The following is a 23,277-nucleotide window of genomic DNA, read 5'->3' on the forward strand; positions in this document are numbered from 1 at the left end:
ATATGCGTGCTTGAAGCAATCTTGCCCCTTCCTCAGAGAAGGTGCGGACACAACTCTCTCTAACCCATCCCCCCAGAGGAAATACCCATGACCGTTCGCTTCGCTCTCCTCGGTGCCGGCCGCATCGGCAAGGTCCACGCCCGCGCCGTCGGCTCCAATCCGCAGGCCAAACTGGTTGCCGTTGCCGATGCGTTCGAGAAGGCCGCCAAAGAGCTGGCGAGCGCCTATGGCGCCGAGGTGCGCAGCATCGAAGACATCGAGAAAGCCGGGGATATCGACGCCGTCGTCATCTGCACGCCGACCGACACCCATGCCGATCTGATCGAGCGCTTCGCCAGGGCCGGCAAGGCGATCTTCTGCGAGAAGCCGATCGACCTCAACGTCAAGCGCGTCGAGAAGTGCCTGGCCGTGGTCGAGAAGACCAAGGCGACGCTGATGGTCGGCTTCAACAGGCGCTTCGATCCGCATTTCGCCGCCGTGCGCAAGGCGATCGACGACGGCGCCATCGGCACCGTCGAGATGGTCACCATCACCTCGCGCGATCCCGGCGCGCCGCCGATCGACTACATCAAGCGCTCGGGCGGCATTTTTCGCGACATGACCATCCATGATTTCGACATGGCGCGCTTCCTGCTCGGCGAAGAGGTCGTGGCGGTCAGCGCCCATGCCTCGGTGCTGGTCGACAAGAAGATCGGTGCTGCCGGCGATTTCGATAGCGTCAGCGTCATCCTGGAAACCGCTTCCGGCAAGCAGGCCGTCATCTCCAACTCGCGCCGCGCCACCTATGGCTACGACCAGCGCATCGAGGTGCATGGTTCGAAGGGTATGATCGCGGCCGAGAACCAGCGGCCGGTGTCGATCGAACTGGCCAACGAGAAGGGCTATACGCGCCCGCCGCTGCACGACTTCTTCATGACCCGCTACCTCGACGCCTACGCCATTGAGATCGCCGCGTTCATCACAGCCGCGACCTCGGGCAAGAAAGCGTCGCCGAGCGGCGCGGATGGGCTGGTGGCGCTGAAGCTGGCCGATGCGGCGCTGAAATCAGCAACGACCGGCAAGACCGTCCGTCTCGACAAGTAAGAACCCTTGGAAAGAAACCACAGGAGCACAGCGATGAGCGTATCAGCCGATCGCAATTCACAGACGCGCGCCATCGTCACCGGTGGCGCCCAGGGCATCGGCTTTGCCGTCGCCGAGGCGCTGGCCGACGAGGGCTGCCGGGCGCTGGCGCTCATCGGCCGCTCGCAGGAAAAGGGCGACAAGGCAGTCGCCCATTTCAAGAAAGCGGGCGTCGACGCGATCTTCATCAGCGCCGACGTCTCTAAAGTGGCCGACTGCAAGCGCGCCGTTGCCAGCGCGATCTCGCATTTCGGCGCCATCAACGCGCTGGTCAACGCCGCCGCGACATCGGCGCGCGGTTCGCTGGTCGAAACCAGCGAAGAGCTGTTCGACACCATCTTCGACACCAATGTGCGCGGGCCGTTTTTCCTGATGCAAGGCGTGGTGGGGCATCTCCTGGAAAAGAAGGCACCAGGCTCGATCGTCAACGTGCTGTCGATGTCGGCGCATACCGGCCAGTCGTTCCTGACGCCCTATTCGACCAGCAAGGGGGCGCTGATGACGCTGACCAAGAACGTCGCCAATGCCTATCGCCACAACCGCATCCGCTGCAACGCGGTGCTGCCCGGCTGGATGGACACAGAGGGCGAGGACATCGTGCAGAAGAAATGGCACGATGCGCCGGACGACTGGCTGGCAAAGGCCGAAGCGGCGCAGCCGATGGGCCAGTTGGTGAAGCCGGACCAGCTAGCACGGTTGATCAGCTACATGGTCAGCCCGCAGTCGGGCGTCATGACCGGATCGCTGGTCGACTATGACCAGAGCATTGCGGGGGCTTCGCCGGAATAGGATCGGCGAGTCTAGCGGGAACGCCCATCACTTCGTCATCCACGGGCGGAGCAAGGAGCGTAGCGACGCGGCGCAGACCCGAGGATCCATGCCGCGACTCCAATGCGCCGCGACGGTGCAGAATTCTGTTCCGCTGCACTCTTGGTTGACGTCCCGGCATGGATCCCAGGGTCTCCGCGACGGAGCTTCGCTCCTGCTTTGCCCTGGGATGACGAAATCGCGAAGGTTCGGCCATCCTGAATTTGGCTGCCACCACCCACGTGACAAGCACCTCCGCTTCGACTATATGAGCCTCATGATCAACCTGACCGCCACATATTGGTACTTTAGGAGCTCGCTGGCGGCGGGAGGATTGCGCTCGATCTGAAGATTGCAGCAACAAGATCCGAACAGCCGCCATACCTGGCGGCTTTTTTGTTTTCAGCCGGCAGGTTCCCTCTAAATCAAAGAGGAGCATGATGTCGTCCGAAAACCGCTTCACACTTTTCGGCATCATGCTCTCGACAGGAGCAGAAAGCCGTGTTGACCACCACAGACGACCTTCGGGTCAAGGAAATCCGAGAACTGAGCACACCGGACGAGGTGATGCGGGAGATCCCGCGCACTTTGACCGCGACGCGCACCGTCAGCGCATCGCGCAACGCAACCCATGCCATCTTGAACGGCACCGACGACCGGCTGCTCGTCATTGTCGGCCCGTGTTCGATCCACGATCCGGTCGCGGCCGTCGACTATGCCAGCCGCCTGGCAGCGCTGCGCGAGAGCCTGTCGGACCGGCTGGAGATCGTGATGCGGGTCTATTTCGAGAAACCGCGCACGACGGTCGGCTGGAAAGGCCTGATCAACGATCCCGACCTCGACGGCAGCTTCAACATCGACAAGGGGCTGCGGATGGCACGCAACGTGCTGTCGGCCGTCAACAATCTCGGCCTGCCGGCGGCGACCGAATTCCTCGACATGACCACGCCGCAATACATTGCCGACCTGGTTGCCTGGGGCGCGATCGGCGCGCGCACGACCGAGAGCCAGATCCACCGCGAACTCGCCTCGGGCCTCTCCTGCCCGGTCGGCTTCAAGAACGGCACCGACGGCAATCTTCGCATAGCCGCCGAGGCGGTGAAATCGGCCGCCCAGCCGCATCATTTCATGGCGGTGACCAAGGGCGGGCGCAGCGGCATCGCCACGACCACGGGCAATGAGGACTGCCACGTCATCCTGCGCGGCGGCGTTCAGCCCAACCATGACGCGGCGAGCGTCGAAGCCGCCGCTGTGGAACTCGCCCGGATCGGCGTCGCGCCCAGGCTGATGATCGATGTCAGCCACGCCAATTCGGCCAAGAAGCCCGAGAACCAGCCCAAGGTCGCGGCCGATGTCGCCGGCCAGGTCGCGGCAGGCGACGAGCGCATCATCGGCCTCATGATCGAGAGCAACCTCGTCGCCGGCCGGCAGGAGGTGGTAGCAGGCAAGCCCTTGGTCTACGGCCAGAGCATCACCGATGGCTGCATCGACTGGGCGACCACCGAGACGGTGCTGCACGGCCTTGCGGGTGCTGTCGAATGGCGCCGCTCGACACGCCGCGCCATGATCGACAACCGGCAGGGAGCCGCTTGAGCCACTGATGCCGGCCTTTGCCCGGCACGACCCCCACCCTAACCCCTGCCCAAAAGAGGGAGGGCAATCGCATATGGATTCTTGCGAAGAAGGACCCCCACCCTAACCCTCCCCACAAGGGGGAGGGAACGCTGCCGCGCACTCCTACTCGAACCTTTGACGCCTGAAAAACGTCGGCAGTTTGCCGTTGTCAGCGCCGACTGGAGTCCCCCTCCCCCTTGTGGGGAGGGGTTAGGGGTGGGTGGGGGTCCTCTTCGCAAGAAATCCCTACGCCGCCCTTAACCCCTCCCATGCCGTGAACACCGACACGGCAAAGAGCAGCAGTCCGGCCGCCCGGCCGGCAAAAATCGTCGCCCGCGGATTGGCGATCAGAAGATTGCGGCTGCGGCCGGCCGTGATCGCCAGTCCGCCATAGATCGCAGCCTGGGTCGCCACGGTCAGCAGTCCCATGATCGTCGCCTGCATCCAGATCGGACCGTAGTCCGGTTTCAGGAACTGCGGATAGACGGCAAGCACGAACAGGTATGCCTTCGGGTTGATCAGGCAGGTCACAAAACCCTGGCGAAAGGCCTTCCATGCGGAACGGCTGCCGGCAGGCCCCTCCTGACCGACAGTGATGGAACTGCGCATCAGCGTGATGCCGATAAAGGCCATGTAGGCGGCGCCGGCAAGCAGAAGCGGCTTGAACAGGATCGGCACGAAATGCATCAGCAGGCCGACGCCGATGGCGCCGTTCAGCGTGTGCACCATGCCGCCGACCATGATGCCGCCAGTCGCGGCGAGACCCCTGTCGCGTCCGCCTGTCAGTGCATTGGCGAGCACGAAGAGCATGTCCATGCCTGGAACGGCGATGATGCCGAACAGCAGGATAAAGAAAAGCCAGAGATTTTCCGCATAATCCATGTCAGTTGCCTGCCGCCTCGCTCCGCCAAACCGCAGCGGAACCTGTTGATTTTCAATTCGATAGGCGCTCCTATAGATCAGCCCAACTGACAATGCTGTGTCAGTTGGGCTCGCAACCCGGGGGGAAAAATGCGCAAGGCGTCACGCCTGTTCGAGATCATCCAGATCGTGCGGCTGGCGCGGCAGCCGGTGACGGCGGCGACGATTGCCGAGCGGCTGGAAGTGACGGTGCGCTCGATCTATCGCGACATCGCAGCGCTGCAGGCGATGCGCGTGCCGATCGAGGGCGGACGCGGCATCGGCTATATCCTGCGCCCCGGCTTCGACCTGCCGCCGCTGATGTTCTCGATCGAGGAGATGGAGGCGATCGTCTTGTCGCTGGCGCTGTTGGAGCGCACGGGCGACAGCGAGCTCAAGCAAGCGGCCAAGCGCGTCAGCGTCAAGATCGCCGGCGCGGTGCCATCACCCTTGCGCCAGGTATTCGACGCCAATGCGCTGCATGCCTGGGGTTTCGCCGCGCCTTCTACCGGCGCGATCGACCTGGCGCTGGTGCGACGCGCCATCCGTGACGAGGAGAAGCTCTACCTCTCCTATCGAGACGAAATGGGCCGCGCCTCCGAGCGCCTCATCCGCCCGATCGCGCTCATCTACTACGCCGAAACCGCCAACATCGTCGCCTGGTGCGAGCTGCGCCAGGCGATCCGCAATTTCCGCAGCGACCGGATCGAGGATTGCCAGGCGACGGGGTTGCGGTTCAAGGGCGAAGGCGACCGGTTGCGGCAGGTCTGGGTCAACGGGTGGGAGACTCCGGCCGCCGGCGGCTGAGGTGACCGCAGATACTTGGCGTGGTGCTTACCTTGGCAGGTCGCACGCCTTGGGGATTGGTCGAAACTCCCGTTACTTCGTCATCCTGGGGCGAAGCAAGGAGCGAAGCGACGCGGCGCAGACCCCGGGATCCATGCCGCGACCTTTGTCGAGGAATGCAGCGGAGCAGAATTCTGCACCGTTGTGATGCGTTGGAGTCGCGGCATGGATCCTATGGTCTGCGCCGCGTCGCTTCGCTCCTTGCTCCGCCATAGGATGACGAAGCGTCAGGGAGGCGTCGGCCAATCGCGAATGTCTGCGACGGGTCACCAAATGAATGGTGAAATCTTGTCTGCCGAGAGTCGGTAACCTTCCCCGTCTCGACGAACTACATGGCTCTATCGCACATCGACCCAGCGCTTCTCCTCGAACGAACGCGCCATCGCGTGCACGGTGCGCTCGATCTCCAGCCCTTCGGTGAATTCGATGAGCCGCGCCGGCTTGCCTTCAAGCCGCGTCAGCAATTCGTGGCATTCGATGATCTTGAGATCGTTGAAGCCGAGGCCATGGCCCGGCGCCGGCACGAAGAGGTCATAGGGCTTGTGGTGCGGCGCCACCAGGATGGTGCGGTAGCCCTGCTCGGTCGGCCGGTCGGCGGTGAGGTAAAGCTGGAATTCGTTCGATCGTTCCTGGTCGAACAGGATCGACCCTTTCGAGCCGAAGATCTGGACGGCGATGCGGCCCTTGCGGCCCCAGGCCGAGCGGTTGACCAGCAGCGTGCCGGCAATGCCATTTTCCAGATGCATCAGCACGCTGGCGATGTCGTAGGTTTCGACCGCGCGACGGCCGCCGCTGGCCAGCTTGCGATCGGCATAGGGTTTGGCCATGTCGCAGATGACGCTGGCGACGCGGCCGAACAGGGCTGAGACCAGCGACAGCGGATGCACGGCGAAATCGTCGAGCGCGCCATAACCGGAGGCCGCCTCGTGCTTCCAGAAGAACAGCGCTTCCGGGTCGGCCATGAAGTCCTCGTCCATCTCGATGCGCAGATGGTTGACCTCGCCGATGATCTTCTCGTCGAGCAGCGCGCCGATGTGGCGGATGGCGGGGCTCTGGATGTAGTTGTAGCCGAGCGCCGCGACCTTGCCGGACTTTTTCGCCGCCGCCGCCATCGCCTCGGCCTCGGCAAAGCTTGGCGCCATCGGCTTTTCGCACCATAGATGCTTGCCTGCTTCCAGGATGGCGATGGCCATTTCCGGATGGAACTGGTTGGGCGTGGTCAGCGAGACGATATCGACTTCGGGATCGTTGACGACAGCGCGCCAGTCCCCCGACGCCTTGGCGAAACCGAACTCGCCCGCCTTGCGCCGGGCAAGCTCTTCATTGACCTCGCCGAGATGGACCAGCCGTGGCTTGGCAACGTCGGGAAAAACGGCGCTGACGGCACTCCATGCGATGGCGTGACACTTGCCCATGAAACCCGTACCGATGAGACCGACGCCGACCATTTTTCCGTTTCTCCACTGCTTGAAGCGCTGCGTGGATGAATTAGTCCATTTTCTCTTGGAATGGAATGTCTGCCTCATTTTTTATGGTGTTCTTGCGCAGGCTCGCTATGATGATGCACAGAAGACGCTTCACGCATGAGCCTGGACAGAGCGACGATGGACGAACGGGTACCTCGCGATTTCGAGACGCTGCGCACCACCATCCTGGAGCGGCGCGAAAGCCTGCCGAAGCGCATCGCCCAGATCGCCGCCCATGCGCTCGACAATCCCGACGATATCGCCTTCGGCACCGCCGCCAGCATCGCCGCTTCGGCCGGCGTGCAGCCTTCAACCCTGATCCGCTTTGCCCAGCAGCTTGGCTTCGACGGGTTCACCAGCCTGCAGCAGGTGTTTCGCGAGCGGCTGCGCGAGCGCAACTCATCCTATGACGAAAGGCTGCAGGCGTTGCGCGCCAAGGCAGAGGGCGGCGCCGGCCACCGGTCGATCTTCGACGGCTTCGTCGCCGCCGCCAGCACCTCGCTCAACGACATTTCGCGCACGCTGGACGATGCGCATCTGGAAGACGCTATTTCCCTGCTGGCAAAGGCGGAAACCATCTACGTGCTGGCCAAGCGCCGCTCCTACCCGGTGGCGTCCTACATCGCCTATGCGCTGGGCAAGCTGAAGATCCGCAACCAGCTGATCGAATCGGCGGCCGGCCTGAATGCGGAGATGATCGGCTTCGCGACGCCGGCGGATGCCGTCATCGCCATCTCCTTCTCGCCCTATGCGCCTGCCACCATCGAGGAGGCGCGCAGTATTTCGGAACAGGGCGTGCCGATCGTCGCCATCACCGACAGCTCGTTTTCCCCGCTCGCCCAGTTCGCCAAGGTCTGGTTCGAGGTTGCCGAGGCCGATTTCGCCGGCTTCCGCTCGCTGTCGGCGACAATGGCGCTGGCCATGGCGCTGACCGTCGGCGTCGGCGAGAAGCGACGCGACACGGGCCGCAAGCGCAAGGCCTGATCCACCGCCGAAAAGGTACGTTTTCGCTTAGGGAACGCTCATTCCATATTGACTATGGATTGGAATTATTATTTCATATTCCCGGCGCCACGCTGCCGCTCGCGCGTGTACCCCAACACAACAAGGCCGACGGGAGGTTCCAATGAGCGAAGCCGTGGACGCTGAATACGCGCCGCTCGACGTCATCACCATCGGTCGCGCTTCCGTAGACCTTTATGGGCAGCAGATCGGCTCGCGGCTGGAGGACATCACCTCCTTCGCCAAATCGGTCGGCGGCTGCCCGGCCAATATCTCTGTCGGCACCGCCAGGCTCGGCCTGCGCTCGGCGCTGCTCACCCGCGTCGGCGACGAGCAGATGGGCCGCTTCATCCGCGAGCAGCTGACGCGTGAAGGCGTCAATGTCGACGGCCTGAAGACCGACAAGGAGCGGCTGACCGCTTTGGTGCTGCTGTCGGTCGAGGACGAAGGCGTTTCGCCGATGATCTTCTACCGCTCCGATTGCGCCGACATGGCGCTGGCGCCGGAAGACATCGACGAGGCCTTCATCGCCTCGGCGCGCTCGATCGTCGTCACCGGCACGCATTTTTCCAGGCCCAACAGCGATGCCGCGCAGCGCAAGGCGATCCGCATCATGAAGGCCAAGGGCGGCAAGGTGGTGTTCGACATCGACTACCGGCCGAACCTGTGGGGCCTTGCCGGCCATGCCGAAGGGTTCGAGCGCTATGTGAAATCGGACCGAGTCTCGGCACAGTTGAAGACGGTGCTGCCCGACTGCGACCTCATCGTCGGTACCGAGGAAGAGATCATGATCGCGTCGGGCGCCGACGATTGCCTGAGCGCCCTGAAGACGATCCGCTCGCTGTCGTCCGCCACTATCGTCCTGAAGCGCGGCGCCATGGGCTGCATCGTCTATGACGGACCGATCAGCGACGATCTCGAGGACGGTGTCGTCGGCAAGGGATTTCCGATCGAGATATACAATGTGCTCGGCGCCGGCGACGCCTTCATGTCCGGTTTCCTGCGCGGCTGGCTGGGTGGCGAAGATCATGCGACAGCGGCGACCTGGGCCAACGCCTGCGGCGCTTTCGCCGTGTCGCGGCTGCTCTGCGCGCCGGAATATCCGACCTTCGAGGAACTGCGGTTCTTCCTCAAGAACGGCAGCAAGCATCTGGCGTTGCGCAAGGACGAGGCGATCAACCACATCCATTGGGCGACGACGCGCCGGCGCGACGTCGCCTCGCTGATGGCGCTCGCCTGCGACCACCGCGTGCAGCTGGAGGATGTGGCGGCGAAGGCCGGCGCCGATCCGGCGCGGATCGAAGAATTCAAGGTGCTGGCGGTCAAGGCCGCGGCGAAGGTCGCTGCCGGCCGCGACGGCTACGGCATGCTGATCGACGAGAAACATGGCCGCAAGGCGATGTTCGAATTCGCCAGGCATTCCTTCGCCTGGCTCGGGCGGCCGGTGGAGTTGCCGGGTTCGCGGCCGCTGCGCTTCGAATTCTCGCAGGACATCGGCTCGCAGCTGGTGGAGTGGCCGGTCGATCACTGCATCAAGTGCCTGTGCTTCTACCATCCCGACGATCCGGCGGCGCTGAAGGACGAACAGCAGCAGAAACTGCGCGCCCTGTTCGAAGGCGCGCGGAAGGTCGGTAGGGAACTTCTCATCGAGATCATTGCCGGGAAACATGGCAAGCTCGACGACATGACGATCCCGCGCGCGCTGGAAGAACTCTATGCGCTCGGCATCAAGCCGGACTGGTGGAAGCTCGAGCCGCAGGCATCGAGCGGCGCCTGGGCGAAGATCGAGGCCGTGATCCTGAAGCACGACCCGTGGTGCCGCGGCGTCGTGCTGCTTGGCCTGGAGGCGCCGCAGGACGAGCTGGAAGCGGCGTTCGCCGCCACCGCCAAGGCACCCATCGTCAAGGGCTTTGCCGTCGGCCGCACCATCTTCGTCCATGCGGCCGAACAGTGGCTGGCCGGCAGAATGTCTGATGACGAGGCGATCGCCGACATGGCGTCACGCTTCGAACAGTTGACGGATGCGTGGCTTGCCGCGCGCGGCCGCAAGGCGGCATAAGAAGGCGCGAATAGGACTGCGGAGGAAAACACCATGAGCAAGACAATCCGCCTGACAATGGCGCAGGCGCTGACCCGCTTCCTGTCGCGCCAGATGACCGAGATCGACGGTCGCAAAGTCCCCATCTTCGGCGGCGTATGGGCGATCTTCGGCCACGGCAATGTCGCCGGCATCGGCGAGGCGCTCTATCAGCTGCGCGACGAATTGCCGACCTTCCGCGCCCACAATGAACAGGCGATGGCGCATGCGACGATCGCCTACGCCAAGGCCAATTTCCGCCGCCGCTTCATGGCCGCGACCTCTTCGATCGGCCCCGGCGCGCTCAACATGGTGACGGCGGCGGCGCTCGCCCATGTAAACAGGTTGCCCGTCCTGTTTTTGCCGGGCGACGTCTTCGCCAACCGCATCCCAGATCCGGTGCTGCAGCAGGCCGAGGATTTCTCAGACGGCACGGCGACGGTCAACGACTGCTTCCGTCCGGTTTCGCGCTATTTCGACCGCATCACCCGGCCGGAGCAGATCATCCCGGCGCTCAGCCGCGCCATGGCTGTGCTGACCGATCCGGCCGAATGCGGCCCGGTGACGCTGTCGCTGTGCCAGGACGTCCAGGCCGAGGCCTACGACTACCCCGAGAGTTTCTTTTCCGAGCGGGTCTGGCACCAGCGCCGGCCTCGCGCTGATCGCCACGAGCTTGCGGCTGCTGTCGGCGCGCTCAAGGGCGCGAAAAAACCGTTGATCATCGCCGGCGGCGGTGTCCTCTATTCGCAGGCTTCGGACGAACTGGCCAAGTTCGCCGAGGGCGCCGGCATTCCGGTCTGCGAGACGCAAGGCGGCAAATCCTCGCTGCCGGACGACCATCCGCTCAACATGGCGGCGGTCGGCGTCACCGGCACTTCTGCCGCCAACCGGCTGGCCGAAGAAGCCGATGTCGTGCTGGCCATCGGCACGCGCTTTCAGGATTTCACCACCGGCTCGTGGGCGCTGTTCAAGAATTCGGGCAAGACCATCATCGGGCTCAACGTGCAGCCCTTCGACGCCGGCAAGCACCGCGCGCTGCCATTGGTGGCCGATGCGGCCGAGGGCCTGGCCGAACTCAGTGCTGCGCTGAACGGCTGGAAGGCACCTTCCACCTGGACCGACAATGCGGCCACCGGCAAGAAGGCCTGGCAGGCCGAGGCGGCCAAGGTGACGGCGTCGACCAATGCCGCCTACCCGTCCGACGCGCAGGTGATCGGCGCCGTGCAGCGCGCCATGGGCTCCGGTGTGACGCTGCTGAATGCCTCCGGCGGCCTGCCGGGCGAATTGCACAAACTTTGGCAGGCGGGCGCGCCCGGATCGTATCATGGCGAATATGGCTTCTCGACCATGGGCTACGAGATTGCCGGCGGGCTCGGAGCCAAGATGGCGAAGCCCGGCGAGGAGATCGTCGTCATGATCGGCGACGGCTCCTACCTGATGATGAACTCCGAAATCGCCACCTCGGTGATGCTCGGCCTCAAGCTCACCATCGTGCTGCTCGACAACCGCGGCTATGGCTGCATCAACCGGCTGCAGATGGCGACCGGCGGCGCCAACTTCAACAACCTCCTCAAGGACTCGCGCCACGAGGTGCTGCCCGACATCGACTTTGCCGCGCATGCGGCGAGCATGGGGGCGATCGCCGAGAAGGTGCCGTCGATCGCCGGGCTGGAAAACGCGCTGGAGAAGGCAAAGAAGAACAACCGCACCACCGTGCTGGTCATCGACACCGACCCGCTGGTTTCCACCGATGCCGGGGGCCATTGGTGGGACGTGGCGGTGCCGGAAGTGTCTGTACGGCCGCAGGTCAACGCGGCGCGCAAGGCGTATGACGAGAAGCGGAAGATGCAGACCGTCGGCGATTGATATAGGCGCTGCCACCCCTACCTCCCCCTTGTGGGGAGGTCGGACCGAAGGTCCGGGTTGGGGGTCCGGCGCCACCCCCACCCCGCTGCTTCGCAGCGACCCTGCCCACAAGGGGGAGGGTGAACAAGAACCGGAGTGACTACTTGAAAGCCAAACTGGGCATGTCCCCCATTGCGTGGTGGAACGACGATCTTGCGGAACTCAGCGATGACGTGTCGCTGGAAGAATGCCTGCGCCAATCACGGTCGGCCGGCTTCACCGGCATGGAGATGGGCCGGCGTTTTCCCAATGACCCCGAAATCATGCTGCCGATCCTGAAGGCCGCCGACGTCACGCTGTGCGGCGGCTGGTTCTCGGGCACGCTGGTCGATGGGGAGATGGCCGACAACAAGGATCGCATCCAGCCGATGATCGACCTGTTCAAGGCGGTGAATGCGCCTTGCATCGTCTATGGCGAGGTCGGCCGCTCGATCCAGGGCGACCGCTCAAAGCCGCTGGCCACCAAGCCGAAGCTGTCGGATGACGAGATGAAGGCTTATGCCAGGCGGCTCGCCGAATTTGGCGAATGGTGCGCCGAGCAAGGCATGCCGCTCTCCTACCACCACCATATGGCGGCAGTGGTCGAGACCGAGCCGGAACTCGATGCCTTCATGCGCTATTCCGGAGCCGGCATTCCCCTGCTGCTCGATGCTGGACATCTGGCATTCGCCGGCGGCAACGTGCTGCGCGCTATCGACAACCATCATACCCGGATCAGCCATGTGCATGTGAAGGACGTTCGCATGGGGGTGATCGAAAAGCTCGATCGCACCAAACAATCCTTCCTCGACGCGGTGGCGCTGGGCGCCTTCACCGTGCCGGGCGATGGTTCGCTGGATTTCGGCGCCATCGTGCAGCGCTTCGCCGACCATGGCTATGAGGGCTGGTTCGTGGTCGAGGCGGAGCAGGACCCGAAGAAGAACCCGCCACTCAGGATGGCGCAGGTTGGCTACAAGGAATTGATGCGCGTCATGACCGCCGCCGGCTATACGGTCGAGACGCAAGGCTTTCCAAATGTCTAGTTTCCCAATGGCTGGTGCGACGGGTTCCCGGCGAGGCCGATTGCTGTAGATTGGCCCGATGAAAGATTCCGAACACCCCTTCTTCCGGCCTTTGTGGCGGCGCGTCGCCATCGTCGCGGTCTGCGTCATCTGGTCGATCATCGAGTTCGCCACCGGCACGCCGTTCTGGGGCATGATCGCGCTCGGCTTCGCCGGCTACGCCGTCTGGCAGTTTTTTTATCTCTATAAGCCGGCCGACGAGGCGAAGGCCGAGGCCGAACCGAAGGAGTGACTGATCGCATGCGTTGGCGATTGGCTTGCAGTGCTTCTAACTTCGTCATCCTAGGGCGGAGCAAGGAGCGCAGCGACGCGGCGCAGACCCTAGGATCCATGCCATGACTTTGAAGCTGGTGTGACGGTGCAGATTCCGCTCCGCTGTGCCCTTCGGCCGAGGCAACGGCATGGATCCTAGGGTCTCCGCGACGGAGCTTCGCTCCTGCTTCGCCCTAGGATGACGAAGTTGGAAGGGCGCCGGCCAATTTCCGAACGTTTGCGATGGTCCTTTCAAACAAACGACTTGGCTTTACAGGCCTGCAACCGTCAGGCCACTGGAATAGGAGACAAAAATGTCGAAGCTGCTCGTCAAAGCCGACAAAGGCCTTGGCCGCGTCGCCCATGTGACGCCGAAAAGCGCCGGCTGGACCTATGTCGGTTTCGATCTGCATCGGCTGAAGCCTGGCGAAAGCGCCTCGGGAAGGACCGAGGATCGTGAAGTCTGCCTGGTGTTCGTCACCGGCAGGGGCAAGGCGTCAGCCGGCGGCAAGGAGCTCGGCCTGCTCGGCGAGCGCATGTCGCCCTTCGAGGGCAAGCCGTGGTCGGTGTATGTGCCTGAGGGTTCGGACTGGTCGGTGACAGCGGACACCGAACTGGAACTCGCCGTCTGCTCGGCGCCGGGCCTTGGCGGCGGGCTGCCGGTGCGGGTGATCGCACCGGACGATCTCGGCCAGGAGGTGCGCGGCAAGGGCACCAACACGCGCTACGTCACCAACATATTGCCGGAGGGCGAGCCGGCCGATTCGCTGCTGGTGGTCGAGGTCATCACGCCCGGCGGGCATACGTCGAGCTATCCGCCGCACAAGCACGATCAGGACAATCTGCCCGCCGAATCCTATCTCGAGGAAACCTACTATCACCGTCTCAACCCGCCGCAGGGTTTTGCCTTCCAGCGCGTCTATACCGATGCCGACAAGAACGGCCACCGCGCGCTCGACGAAGCGATGGCGATCGAGGATGGCGATGTCGTGCTGGTGCCCGGGGGCTATCACCCCTGCGCCGCCTGCCACGGCTATGACCTCTATTATCTCAACGTCATGGCCGGACCGAAGCGGACGTGGAAATTCCACAATGCGCCCGAGCACGAGTGGCTGATGAAGGCCTGACCGGTCGCTGCGTGAGCACTCGCTCCCTGGTCCAGCACGAAAAAATCGTCGGCTAATGACCCCGCCGCAGCGTTTTGTTACCTGAAAGCCAGCAAGGCTTCGTCAATTCGTCATGGAAATCACCTATGGCAGCGAAGCTGACAAGGACTTTCCATGCGCTACGCCCTCTATTTCACCCCCCGGCAGGACGAGCCACTGGCGCGGATCGCCGCCGACTGGCTCGGCCGCGACCCGTTTGGCGCCGCGACGAGGCCGGTCGAAGCGGTGGCAGACCTGTCGGCGGCGGAAGTCGCTTTCCACACCGCTTCGGCGCGCCGTTATGGCTTTCACGCAACGCTGAAAGCCCCCTTCCGCCTGGCTGCCACCGAGACGGAAGCCTCGCTGCGCGCCGCACTCGACCAATTCGCCGAGGCGACGCCGGCGGTGACCATCCCGCGTCTCGTCGTGAGCCAGATCGACGGCTTCTTCGCACTGGTGCCGGAAGGGCCAGTGCCTGCGCTCAACCGGTTCGCCGATGACGTGGTGCGCGATTTCGACCGGTTTCGCGCACCGCTGAGCGAGGCGGAAATCGAGCGGCGCAGCCCGGATTCGCTGAAGCCGGCCGAGTTCCGCAATCTCTGCCAATGGGGTTACCCCTATGTCTTCGAAACCTTTCGCTTCCACATGACGCTGTCCGGCCGGGCGGGGTCACAGGAAAGCCCTCGTTTGCGCGCAGCGATCGACAGCCTGTTCGCGGAAGTGCTGCAACAGAAGGTGCTGGTGGATGCGCTGACCTTGTTTGTCGAAACCGAACCGGGTGCACCGTTCATGGTGCTCTCGCATCACGCGCTCGGGCGCCGCCCGGCCAGAAAAACCGCCTGAAGGACTGCCTGAAATGACCGCCGAGACTGTTCTCCACAATGCCCGCATCGTGCTTGCCGACGAGATCGTCGAGGGTTCGCTGGTGCTGCGCGACGGCTTTATCGCCGGCATCGAATCCGGCATCAGCCGCATCGGCGAGGATATGGGCGGCGACTATGTCATTCCCGGGCTGGTCGAATTGCACACCGACCATCTCGAAGGCCACTACGCGCCGCGGCCCAAGGTGCGCTGGAATCCGATCGCCGCCGTGCTCGCCCATGACGCGCAGGTGGCGACCGCCGGCATCACCACCGTGCTCGACGCCTTGCGCGTCGGCATGGACGAAGACGCCGACCTGACATCGGCCGACATCCGCAAGCTGGCCGACGCGATCGAGGACAGTGTGAAGCAGGACCGTCTGCGCGCCGACCATTTCATCCACCTGCGCTGCGAGGTTTCGGCACCGGACTGCCTCAGGGCTTTCGCCAATTTCGATGGCGACGAGCGGGTCAGACTGGCATCGCTGATGGACCATGCGCCAGGCCAGCGCCAGTTCGTCAATCTCGAGACCTATGCCTACTATTACCAGCGCAAGCTGAAGCTGACCGATCGCGATTTCAAGCTGTTCTGCGAAAAGCGGATGGCCGAATCGGCGCGCAATTCAGCGCCGAACCGGGCGGTGATATCAGCCGCCTGCCAGGAGCGCGGCATCGTGCTGGCCAGCCACGACGACGCCACATCAGGCCATGTCGACGAGGCGATCGAACAGGGCGTGCGCGTCGCCGAATTCCCGACCACGGAAGAGGCCGCCAGGGCCTCGAAAGAGGCCGGGATGGGCGTGCTGATGGGCGCGCCCAACGTCATGCGCGGCGCCTCGCATTCGGGCAATGTCTCGGCCCGCACGCTGGCCGGCGACGGCCTGCTCGACATCTTGTCATCCGACTATATTCCCTTCAGCCTGATCCAGTCGGCGTTCTTCCTCGGCGATGTCGTCGAAGGCATTTCCCTGCCGCAGGCCGTCGCCATGGTCTCGAAGAACCCGGCCGATGCGATTGGCCTGACCGACCGCGGCGTCATCGAACAGGGCCGCCGCGCCGATCTGGTGCGCGTGCGCGTCGACGACCATGTCCCGGTGGTGCGCACCGTGTGGCGGCAGGGAAGCCGGGTCGCATGATGGTGTCGGCATCGATCGAGCGGGAATTGTCGGCCGAGACGTTTCCGATCCGCGATGGCGTTTTCGTCGCCGTCGTCGGCCCAAGCGGCGCCGGCAAGGACACAGTGATCGGCTACGCCCGCGCCCGCTTTGCCGATGAGACAAGGCTGGAGTTCGTCCGCCGCGTCATCACCAGGCCGAGCGATGTCGCCAGCGAGGACCACGACACGCTGGCCGACGCCGCCTTCGTCGAGGCCGAAGCCGATGGCGCCTTCGCCATCTCCTGGGAAGCGCACGGCTTGCGCTACGGCATCCCCGTCGATGTCGACTGGTCCGTCGCTAATGGCCGTGTCGCTGTCGCCAATGTGTCGCGCGCGATCATCCCCTCCTTGCGCGAACGCTATGCCAATCTGGCCATCGTCGAGATCACCGCCTCGCCGGAGGTGCTGGCAGAGCGGCTGGCAATGCGCGGCCGCGAGTCACGCGGCGAGGTGCTGGCGCGACTGGCGCGCAGCGCCAATGTGAGCCTGTCGGGACCTGGCGTCACCTCGATCGACAACAGCGGCCCACGCGAGGCGGCCGGCGACCGTTTCGCCGAGGTGCTGCGCAAGGCGATGGCTTTTTCCGACATGTCGGGCCTGATCTAGGCTAGCCTTCAAGCGCAAAAGGCATGAACAAGACGGTGCCGGCAGCACTTTCGCCAGGGGCCAGCACGATCACGCCTTCCTCCGGATCGTCCCACCGGCCCCGGTTGAAAGCACCGGAGGCATTCGTTTGCGGCTCGACGCAGAAATACGGTTTTGTCGGATCGGCGTAGAGCATCAGATGCTTGAAGACCGGGTCGGCCTTGATCCGCAAGCCGGCACCGCGGGTTGGAAAACGAATGATCGCCTCGCCCCTCCAGCCGCCGTAATCACTGTTGCGCCAGCCGTTTGGCAAAGGCCGGTCCTCGGCAAAGTCGAGTTCGGGCGGAAGTGTGATCGGATCACCGGAAATGCCATCCGGCTCTTCGAGGTAGAAGCGCTTCGCCTCGAATTGCAATGTCACGTCCGGATCGCGATCGAACCAGGGATGCAGGCCAAAACCGAACGGCAAGGTAACCGGTCCGGTGTTGGTGAGCGTAATGGTGACGCTCAGCCCCTCTTCGGTGACCGCGAAAGCCTGCGTCGCTCGATAGGAATAGGGCTCGGCTCCGGCGGCAATGTCCAGCGTCAGCGTCGCGTTCGCGGCTGCTGTCTCGGTGACAGTCCAGGCGTGTTGCCAGCCGCTGCCGTGCACGTTGAATTTCTCCGGCGGATTGTTGGGCAGGACCTGCCAGCGCTGCGCCCCGAAGTCGAAAGCGTTCCCAGTGATGCGATTGGCGTAGGGCGTCATTGGAAACATGGCCACGCCAAGCACATTGCCGGTATCGCGATCCTCGTCCGAAAGCCGGCGCAGGAGATCGATGCCGCGCCAGCGCAGCGCGCTCACGCTGCCGCCGATTTGCAGCGCCAGTTCGGCTTCAAGCGCCCCTGCCCTCAACATCAACAGTTCAGGTTTCGCTCTCATGGCTTGCCACTCGTCTGCCACCGACATCCGGCATGATGTGGAGACGTCCCGCAATCGCAGAAGGGCGGCAAGGCCGCAACCATTTCATTCATGGCGCCAGGCGCCGACAAACGCGCGGCGCGTCTTGGCAGGGCGATTATTCCGCGGCCGCGCCGGAAGCGCTCTTGCGCGTGGCGTCGACCATCAGCCGCCGTTCCCGGAACACGCCCCATTGCTGGTCGACCAGCACGCCGATGAGGATGACGCCGCCCATCACCGCGAAGTTGAGCGAGGACGGGATGCCGAGCAGGTTGACGAGGTTCTGCAGCTCCTGCAGCAGCACCGTGCCGAGGATGACGCCGATCAGCGAGCCCTCGCCACCGCGCAGCGAGAAGCCGCCGAGCACGGCGGCGGCGATGGCGTAGAGTTCGTAGAACTGGCCGTGGCTGGCCGGTGAGATCGAGCGCGTGTACATGGCGAAATAGATCGCCGACAGCGCCGTCAGCACGCCGCAGATGACGTAGGCGGCGATGACGACGCGGCCGGTGCGGATGCCGGAATATTTCGCCGCCTCCTCGTTCTTGCCGATGGCGTAGAGATAGCGGCCGAACACCGAGCGGTGCAGCACCACCCACATGACGACCGAAATAACGATCAGCGCGATAAAGCTGTTCGGCACGCCCCAGGAACGCCCGGCGGTCAGGAATTCGAGGTCGGGAAAGTTCTGGCCGAACGCAAAACCCGCCGTGCCGTCGCCAGTGTAGAAGCGGGCGACGCCGCGGTAGATCAAAAGGCCGCACAGGGTGACGACGAAAGGCTGCAATTTCAGTCTTGTGATCAGCCAGCCATGTGCCAGGCCGATGATGGCGCCAAGCACCAGGATGAGCACGAAGGCGACTGGCCATCCCATGCCACGCACGGCGATGAAGTCGATGAACAGCGTTCCGAGCAGCGCGACCACCGAGCCGACCGAGAGTTCGATGCCGCCGGTGATGATGACGAAGGCCTGGCCGATCGACAGGATGCCGAACAAGCCGATCAGGTTCGAGGTGTTGGCAAGGTTGATCGGCAGCAGGAAGCGCGGATTGATGATCGCAACGATCGCCCCGACCACCAGGATCAGGATCAGCAGGCCGAGATCTTTCTTGCTCATCGTCTTCTCCCCAATGCCCGCCTTAGAAGGTTCCGGACCGGAACCCGTGGCAACAAAAACTATTTCGGCTGCTTGCCCACCGCCAGCAGCAGGACGTTTTCCTGGCTGAACCGGTCCTTGTCGAGAATGCCCGAGATCTGGCCCTCATGCATGACGGCGATGCGGTCGGACACGCCGATCACCTCTTCCATGTCCGACGAGATCATCAGCACGGCGACGCCGGCGTCGGCCAATGCGCGCATCAGCCCGTAGATTTCCGCCTTGGCGCCGATGTCGATGCCGCGCGTCGGCTCGTCGAGGATCATCACCTTGGGGTTCATGGCCAGCCATTTGCCGAGCACGACCTTCTGCTGGTTGCCGCCCGACAGCGTGCCGGTGCGCGTCTGCACCGAAGGCGCCTTGATGCCGAGATCTTTCTTTTGCTTCTCGGCGGTGGCGGTCTCGGCGCTTGAGGACACCAGGGAGCGGCGCGCATGCGCAGGCAGATTGGGCAGCGAAATGTTCTGCGCGATCGACAGGTCGAGCAGGATGCCGGTGAGCTTGCGGTCTTCCGGCACCAGGAAGATGCCATGCGCGACAGCGTCGGCCGCGGAAGCCAGCGCAAGCGGCTTGCCGTCGAGCTCGAGCGCGCCGCCGAGCTTCGAGTCAATGCCGAAGAACACCCGCGCCAGTTCGGTGCGGCCGGAGCCGACAAGGCCGGCAAGGCCGAGGATTTCGCCGCGCCTGACGTCGAGATCGACCGGGCGGCCGGGATAGGCAGGCGTACGGATGGCCTTGGCCGCAAGCGCTACGGCGCCGGGCGCACGCGCCGCCTCCGAGGCTTTCTCGCGCTCCTTCAGCATGCGGCCGATCATCAGCTTGACCATCTGGTCGTGGCCGATGTCGCTTTTCGGCAAGGTGCCGGCCAGCATGCCGTCGCGCAGCACGACGACGCGGTCGGCGACGCGCTCGACCTCGTGCAGGCGGTGCGAAATGAAGATGACGCTGATGCCGTCGGCCTTCAGCGCCTTGATGACGTCGAGCAATTTGTCGGTTTCGGCGAGCGGCAGGCTCGATGTCGGCTCGTCGAGGATGACCAGCCTTGCCTCGATCGACAGCGCCTTGGCGATCTCGACCATCTGCTGCTGGGCCAGCGACAGGGTCGCGACCGGCGTGTCGGCGGAAAAATTGGCGCCGACGCGCTTCAAAAGCGGCGCCACCATGGTGCGCAGCTTGGCGCGGTCGACGAGCTTGAGCGGCCCGGCGCGCAACGGCTCGCGGCCGAAGAAAATGTTGGCGGCGACATCGAGATTTTCGAACAGGTTGAGTTCCTGGTGGACGAAGGCGATGCCCGAACCCAGGCTGCCTTCGACGGAGAGCCTGTCATGCGCGGTGCCGTCGACGGTGATCGTGCCGCTGTCCGGCTTGGTGACGCCGCCGAGAATCTTCATCAAGGTCGATTTGCCGGCGCCGTTTTCACCGACGAGGCCGATGACCTCGCCCGGCCTGACCTCCATGGAGAAGCCGTCGAGCGCGACGACGCCCGGATAGGTCTTGCGCACGTTCTCGAGGCTGAGGAACGGCGTCGTTGCTGCGATGGATGTGTCGGAATAATTCATCATGCCTGACAGCGATTGGCGGGCCGACTTTTTGGCAGACTGACGATCCGCGTGCGGTTCGTCAATGCGAGCAGCCGGCCCAAGCGACGTTGAGCCGGCTGAACTGCTTCAAGTCTTATTTTCCGGCCATCGCCTTCAGGTTGGCGGCGTAGGCGTCGACGTCATCCTTGCCGATGATCTTGGTCGGGATGATGATGAGGTTGCCTTCCGGGATGCCCGACTTGTCGCCCTTGAGATAGGCAGCCATCAGCTTCATGCCCTGATAGGCCCATTCGAAGGGCTGCTGCACGACGGTTGCGGCAACGGTGCCTTCCTTGACGCCGCCCAGCGTGATCGGATCGTCATCGAAGCCGACGACGGTGATCGAGCCGAGCTTGCCGGCGTCGCGCAGCGCTTCATAGATGCGCGGCGTGTTGTAGGAGTAGAAGCCGACCATGCAGGTGACGTCGGGGCTGGCGACCAGCGCGTCCTCGACGTTCTTCTTGGCGCGCGCCTGGTCGATGTCGTCGCCGCGCACGTCGATCAGCTCGATCTTGGTGCCGGCCAGGCCGTCCTTCATGCCCTGGATGCGCTCCTTGGCATTGTCGGCGCCGAGCAGGCCGACGAAGCCGAGGCATTTGCCGCCATTGGGCATCGCCTTCTTGGCGATTTCGGCCGCCTGCTTGCCGGCATCGACGTTGGACGAGCCGATATAGGCGACGCGCTTGGTCTGCGGTGCGTCAGAGTCGGTGGTGAACAGCGCGGTTTCCGAAGCGATCTTGTTCAACCCATCGGTCGAGGTCTTGGGATCGACGGCCGAGACCATGATGCCCTTGACGCCGGCGGTGACCAGATCGTCCATCAGCCGCTGCTGGATGGCGACCGAGGACTGCTCGGGATATTTGAGCTCGAGCGTATAGTCGGGCAGTTCGCCCTGCGCCTTCTTGACGCCGGCTTCGGCGGCCTTCCAGAAATCGGAAGCGCCGTTGACGACGAAGGCCAGCGTCGGCTTGTCTTGGGCGCGCGCGATTGCCGTGGCCGACAGGCCAAGCAGCAGCGCGGCCGCGGCTACGGATGCATTGCGTATCAAGGATTTCATGTTCAACCTCCCGTTTGGCTCAGTCGTTGGACCGGCCGATCTTGCACTGACCTGATTTGCCGTTTGCAGCGTGGACGCCCTCCTCCTCAAAGGGGTTCCCGGCACCGAAGAATGGCGTCGTTCCAGCCACGATCATGGACCTTAGAGACTCATCCTTCGTTCGTAAATAGTCCGATTTGTCTGACATATCACATATCCGAGACAAGGCTCGCGGAGGTAGTATCCGCTCGCCACCGGGCCATTTTTCGTACTCTCCCGCCGCCCCGAACCCACCGGCCGGACGCGACGGATTGACGGTACAGCGCATTTTTGTATTAGTAAACAGTATTAGTTCCGAGCCAATGCCGGCGGTTGCGCGGCGTGTCAAACGCCGAGCCGTGGCCATCGCTGGCCCGCCGCCCAACCCTTTTGTCATTTGAGTCTTGGCTTGTATGGAGATCCATGGCGGATGGACCTCCGGCATACTAATAGTTATAAACGACCTTGACGATATCTCTATAAATCGACGGCGTCAGCCATCTTGCCGGCCTGACCGGCCCGCCAGACTGGGATTTGCCATGAGCGAGACGACGGATCGGGCCAGCGACACGGCGAGGCGGCGCAAGGCGCCGGCCAAGGGCGCCAAGGGCCGCGTCACCATGATCGATATCGCCAGGGCGGCCGGCTGCTCGCAGGCGACCGTTTCCTTCGTGCTCAACAATTCGCCGGGGATCAAGCTGTCGCAGCAGACCCGCGAACGGGTGATCGAGGCCGCGCGGACGCTTGGCTACACCGCGCCCGCTTTCGAGGCACTTCACCCGGCTTTGCCTGCCTTCGAGGGGCCCGCCTTCGAAGGACTCGACGGGGTGATCGGCTTTGCCGTCGACCAGCTCGCCACCAGCCCGGAAGCCGTGGTCGCCATCGAGGGCGCGCGGCAGGCCTCATGGAATGCCGGCAACGTGCTTCTGGTAGCGCAGACGCTGGGCGATTCCGTCATGGAGCCGCGCGCCATTTCAGCGCTGACCAAGCGGGGCATTTCGGCGCTGATCTACATGACCATCTTCACCCGCGAGATCACGGCGCCCGATTACCTCTACGGCCTCGACATCCCGGTGATCCTGCTCAATTGCTACACGGCGGACTATGCCTTCCCTGCCGTGGTGCCGAGCGAGATCGCCGGCGGCCAGAGCTCGACCCGCCATTTGATCAGCCACGGCCACCGCCGCATCGCCACCATCACCGGCGAGCCGTGGATGCAGGCGGCACAAGACCGGCTGAAGGGCTACCGCCGCGCGCTCGCCACCGCCGACATTCCGTTCGACCCGGAGCTGGTGGTCGAGGGCGACTGGTCGGCCAGCGCCGGCTACGCCGCGACCGTCAAGCTCTTGGCGCTAAAAGAGCGCCCGACCGCCATCTTCTGCCAGAACGACCGCACCGCGATCGGCTGCTACGAAGCGCTGAAGGAAGCCGGCCTGCACATTCCCGGGGATATTTCCGTGGTCGGCTACGACGACGAGGAAATCGCCCGCCACCTCTTCCCGCCGCTGACCACCTCGATCCTGCCGCACATGGCGATGGGCCAATGGGCGATCGAGCAGCTGGAGGCCCCGGCGCCCCCTGGACGGGGGCGCTATCCGATCACCAAGCTGGAATGCCCGCTGGTGGAAAGGGAGAGTGTAAGGGGGGTGAGGGGAGTGGGATAGGCGCCCTTGGTCCGAAGCGGCCAAACTGTGCGTGTTGGCATCAGTCCCATCGAAACGCGCGCTGACA

20 protein-coding genes are annotated in these 23,277 nt (G+C 64.0%); 14 read left to right on the forward strand and 6 right to left on the reverse strand.

Features of this window, described 5'->3' with window-relative positions; genetic code table 11:
- The first annotated feature begins 87 nt into the window (after positions 1 to 87).
- From iolG to NKH06_RS25130, 3 genes are all read left to right on the forward strand, one after another.
- Positions 88 to 1,083 (forward strand): inositol 2-dehydrogenase, encoded by a 996-nt coding sequence (iolG, locus tag NKH06_RS25120; protein WP_352440529.1) that lies wholly within the window; start codon positions 88 to 90, stop codon positions 1,081 to 1,083.
- 33 nt (positions 1,084 to 1,116) lie between these two features.
- Entirely contained in the window at positions 1,117 to 1,911 is a 795-nt protein-coding gene (locus tag NKH06_RS25125; RefSeq protein ID WP_352440530.1) for an SDR family oxidoreductase, read from the forward strand.
- A 519-nt stretch (positions 1,912 to 2,430) separates the two neighbouring features.
- On the forward strand, positions 2,431 to 3,522 hold the full coding sequence (locus NKH06_RS25130; RefSeq protein ID WP_352440531.1) for a 3-deoxy-7-phosphoheptulonate synthase: 1,092 nt from the start codon (positions 2,431 to 2,433) through the stop codon (positions 3,520 to 3,522).
- A 267-nt stretch (positions 3,523 to 3,789) separates the two neighbouring features.
- Here NKH06_RS25130 and NKH06_RS25135 read toward each other — a convergent pair whose 3' ends face one another.
- Entirely contained in the window at positions 3,790 to 4,425 is a 636-nt protein-coding gene (locus NKH06_RS25135; protein WP_023810660.1) for a LysE family translocator, read from the reverse strand.
- A 129-nt stretch (positions 4,426 to 4,554) separates the two neighbouring features.
- On the opposite strand from NKH06_RS25135, the gene NKH06_RS25140 reads away from it, so the two are divergent.
- The gene (locus NKH06_RS25140) at positions 4,555 to 5,250 is read left to right on the forward strand and encodes a helix-turn-helix transcriptional regulator (RefSeq protein ID WP_352894433.1); all 696 of its coding nucleotides are present in this window, start codon (positions 4,555 to 4,557) and stop codon (positions 5,248 to 5,250) included.
- Between the two features lie 377 nt (positions 5,251 to 5,627).
- Here NKH06_RS25140 and NKH06_RS25145 read toward each other — a convergent pair whose 3' ends face one another.
- Positions 5,628 to 6,737, reverse strand: a complete 1,110-nt coding sequence (locus NKH06_RS25145) for a Gfo/Idh/MocA family protein (protein ID WP_352894436.1) — start codon at positions 6,735 to 6,737, stop codon at positions 5,628 to 5,630.
- Between the two features lie 156 nt (positions 6,738 to 6,893).
- Between NKH06_RS25145 and NKH06_RS25150 the strand changes: the two genes are divergently transcribed.
- From NKH06_RS25150 to phnN, 9 genes are all read left to right on the forward strand, one after another.
- The gene (locus NKH06_RS25150; protein WP_164748924.1) at positions 6,894 to 7,739 is read left to right on the forward strand and encodes a MurR/RpiR family transcriptional regulator; all 846 of its coding nucleotides are present in this window, start codon (positions 6,894 to 6,896) and stop codon (positions 7,737 to 7,739) included.
- 142 nt (positions 7,740 to 7,881) lie between these two features.
- Positions 7,882 to 9,816: a bifunctional 5-dehydro-2-deoxygluconokinase/5-dehydro-2-deoxyphosphogluconate aldolase gene (locus NKH06_RS25155; RefSeq protein WP_352894438.1), complete on the forward strand. Its 1,935-nt coding sequence runs from the start codon at positions 7,882 to 7,884 to the stop codon at positions 9,814 to 9,816.
- Positions 9,817 to 9,849: 33 nt separating this feature from the next.
- Entirely contained in the window at positions 9,850 to 11,700 is a 1,851-nt protein-coding gene (gene iolD / locus NKH06_RS25160; RefSeq protein ID WP_352894441.1) for a 3D-(3,5/4)-trihydroxycyclohexane-1,2-dione acylhydrolase (decyclizing), read from the forward strand.
- A 143-nt stretch (positions 11,701 to 11,843) separates the two neighbouring features.
- A complete protein-coding gene (gene iolE / locus NKH06_RS25165) occupies positions 11,844 to 12,761 on the forward strand; it encodes a myo-inosose-2 dehydratase (protein ID WP_023810666.1) in 918 nt (305 codons plus the stop codon).
- Positions 12,762 to 12,819: 58 nt separating this feature from the next.
- Positions 12,820 to 13,032 (forward strand): DUF3329 domain-containing protein, encoded by a 213-nt coding sequence (locus NKH06_RS25170; protein WP_023810667.1) that lies wholly within the window; start codon positions 12,820 to 12,822, stop codon positions 13,030 to 13,032.
- A 334-nt stretch (positions 13,033 to 13,366) separates the two neighbouring features.
- On the forward strand, positions 13,367 to 14,179 hold the full coding sequence (iolB, locus tag NKH06_RS25175; RefSeq protein WP_352672896.1) for a 5-deoxy-glucuronate isomerase: 813 nt from the start codon (positions 13,367 to 13,369) through the stop codon (positions 14,177 to 14,179).
- 153 nt (positions 14,180 to 14,332) lie between these two features.
- A complete protein-coding gene (locus tag NKH06_RS25180; protein WP_352440537.1) occupies positions 14,333 to 15,040 on the forward strand; it encodes a DUF1045 domain-containing protein in 708 nt (235 codons plus the stop codon).
- A gap of 13 nt (positions 15,041 to 15,053) precedes the next feature.
- Complete coding sequence (locus NKH06_RS25185) at positions 15,054 to 16,193, forward strand: alpha-D-ribose 1-methylphosphonate 5-triphosphate diphosphatase (protein WP_352894444.1); 1,140 nt, start codon at positions 15,054 to 15,056, stop codon at positions 16,191 to 16,193.
- A complete protein-coding gene (phnN, locus tag NKH06_RS25190) occupies positions 16,190 to 16,819 on the forward strand; it encodes a phosphonate metabolism protein/1,5-bisphosphokinase (PRPP-forming) PhnN (RefSeq protein ID WP_023810671.1) in 630 nt (209 codons plus the stop codon). Before NKH06_RS25185 ends, phnN begins: the two co-directional genes overlap by 4 nt.
- A 1-nt stretch (position 16,820) precedes the next feature.
- Here the strand turns inward: phnN and NKH06_RS25195 are convergent, their stop codons facing one another.
- The 4 genes from NKH06_RS25195 to NKH06_RS25210 all read right to left on the reverse strand — a co-directional run bounded on the left by NKH06_RS25195 (position 16,821) and on the right by NKH06_RS25210 (position 21,528).
- Positions 16,821 to 17,720 (reverse strand): aldose 1-epimerase, encoded by a 900-nt coding sequence (locus NKH06_RS25195; protein ID WP_352894446.1) that lies wholly within the window; start codon positions 17,718 to 17,720, stop codon positions 16,821 to 16,823.
- 136 nt (positions 17,721 to 17,856) lie between these two features.
- The gene (locus NKH06_RS25200) at positions 17,857 to 18,852 is read right to left on the reverse strand and encodes an ABC transporter permease (RefSeq protein WP_352894449.1); all 996 of its coding nucleotides are present in this window, start codon (positions 18,850 to 18,852) and stop codon (positions 17,857 to 17,859) included.
- Positions 18,853 to 18,911: 59 nt separating this feature from the next.
- Entirely contained in the window at positions 18,912 to 20,450 is a 1,539-nt protein-coding gene (locus NKH06_RS25205; RefSeq protein WP_352864566.1) for a sugar ABC transporter ATP-binding protein, read from the reverse strand.
- A gap of 115 nt (positions 20,451 to 20,565) precedes the next feature.
- On the reverse strand, positions 20,566 to 21,528 hold the full coding sequence (locus NKH06_RS25210) for a sugar-binding protein (RefSeq protein WP_352864430.1): 963 nt from the start codon (positions 21,526 to 21,528) through the stop codon (positions 20,566 to 20,568).
- Positions 21,529 to 22,085: 557 nt separating this feature from the next.
- Between NKH06_RS25210 and NKH06_RS25215 the strand changes: the two genes are divergently transcribed.
- Positions 22,086 to 23,210, forward strand: coding sequence for a LacI family DNA-binding transcriptional regulator (locus NKH06_RS25215; RefSeq protein WP_352864433.1), 1,125 nt, complete (start codon positions 22,086 to 22,088; stop codon positions 23,208 to 23,210).
- The last annotated feature ends 67 nt before the right edge of the window (positions 23,211 to 23,277 follow it).

The sequence above is a fragment of the Mesorhizobium sp. M1342 genome, from assembly GCF_040317955.1.
Lineage (GTDB): Bacteria > Pseudomonadota > Alphaproteobacteria > Rhizobiales > Rhizobiaceae > Mesorhizobium.

Bases quoted from the DNA above. Each gene is read 5' to 3' on its own strand.
- iolG (WP_352440529.1), top strand. From the start codon at position 88: ATGACCGTTCGCTTCGCTCTCCTCGGTGCCGGCCGCATCGGCAAGGTC.
- NKH06_RS25125 (WP_352440530.1), top strand. From the start codon at position 1,117: ATGAGCGTATCAGCCGATCGCAATTCACAGACGCGCGCCATCGTCACC.
- NKH06_RS25135 (WP_023810660.1), bottom strand. From the start codon at position 4,425: ATGGATTATGCGGAAAATCTCTGGCTTTTCTTTATCCTGCTGTTCGGC.
- NKH06_RS25140 (WP_352894433.1), top strand. From the start codon at position 4,555: ATGCGCAAGGCGTCACGCCTGTTCGAGATCATCCAGATCGTGCGGCTG.
- NKH06_RS25145 (WP_352894436.1), bottom strand. From the start codon at position 6,737: ATGGTCGGCGTCGGTCTCATCGGTACGGGTTTCATGGGCAAGTGTCAC.
- NKH06_RS25150 (WP_164748924.1), top strand. From the start codon at position 6,894: ATGGACGAACGGGTACCTCGCGATTTCGAGACGCTGCGCACCACCATC.
- NKH06_RS25155 (WP_352894438.1), top strand. From the start codon at position 7,882: ATGAGCGAAGCCGTGGACGCTGAATACGCGCCGCTCGACGTCATCACC.
- iolD (WP_352894441.1), top strand. From the start codon at position 9,850: ATGAGCAAGACAATCCGCCTGACAATGGCGCAGGCGCTGACCCGCTTC.
- NKH06_RS25170 (WP_023810667.1), top strand. From the start codon at position 12,820: ATGAAAGATTCCGAACACCCCTTCTTCCGGCCTTTGTGGCGGCGCGTC.
- iolB (WP_352672896.1), top strand. From the start codon at position 13,367: ATGTCGAAGCTGCTCGTCAAAGCCGACAAAGGCCTTGGCCGCGTCGCC.
- NKH06_RS25180 (WP_352440537.1), top strand. From the start codon at position 14,333: ATGCGCTACGCCCTCTATTTCACCCCCCGGCAGGACGAGCCACTGGCG.
- NKH06_RS25185 (WP_352894444.1), top strand. From the start codon at position 15,054: ATGACCGCCGAGACTGTTCTCCACAATGCCCGCATCGTGCTTGCCGAC.
- phnN (WP_023810671.1), top strand. From the start codon at position 16,190: ATGATGGTGTCGGCATCGATCGAGCGGGAATTGTCGGCCGAGACGTTT.
- NKH06_RS25195 (WP_352894446.1), bottom strand. From the start codon at position 17,720: ATGAGAGCGAAACCTGAACTGTTGATGTTGAGGGCAGGGGCGCTTGAA.
- NKH06_RS25200 (WP_352894449.1), bottom strand. From the start codon at position 18,852: ATGAGCAAGAAAGATCTCGGCCTGCTGATCCTGATCCTGGTGGTCGGG.
- NKH06_RS25205 (WP_352864566.1), bottom strand. From the start codon at position 20,450: ATGAATTATTCCGACACATCCATCGCAGCAACGACGCCGTTCCTCAGC.
- NKH06_RS25210 (WP_352864430.1), bottom strand. From the start codon at position 21,528: ATGAAATCCTTGATACGCAATGCATCCGTAGCCGCGGCCGCGCTGCTG.
- NKH06_RS25215 (WP_352864433.1), top strand. From the start codon at position 22,086: ATGAGCGAGACGACGGATCGGGCCAGCGACACGGCGAGGCGGCGCAAG.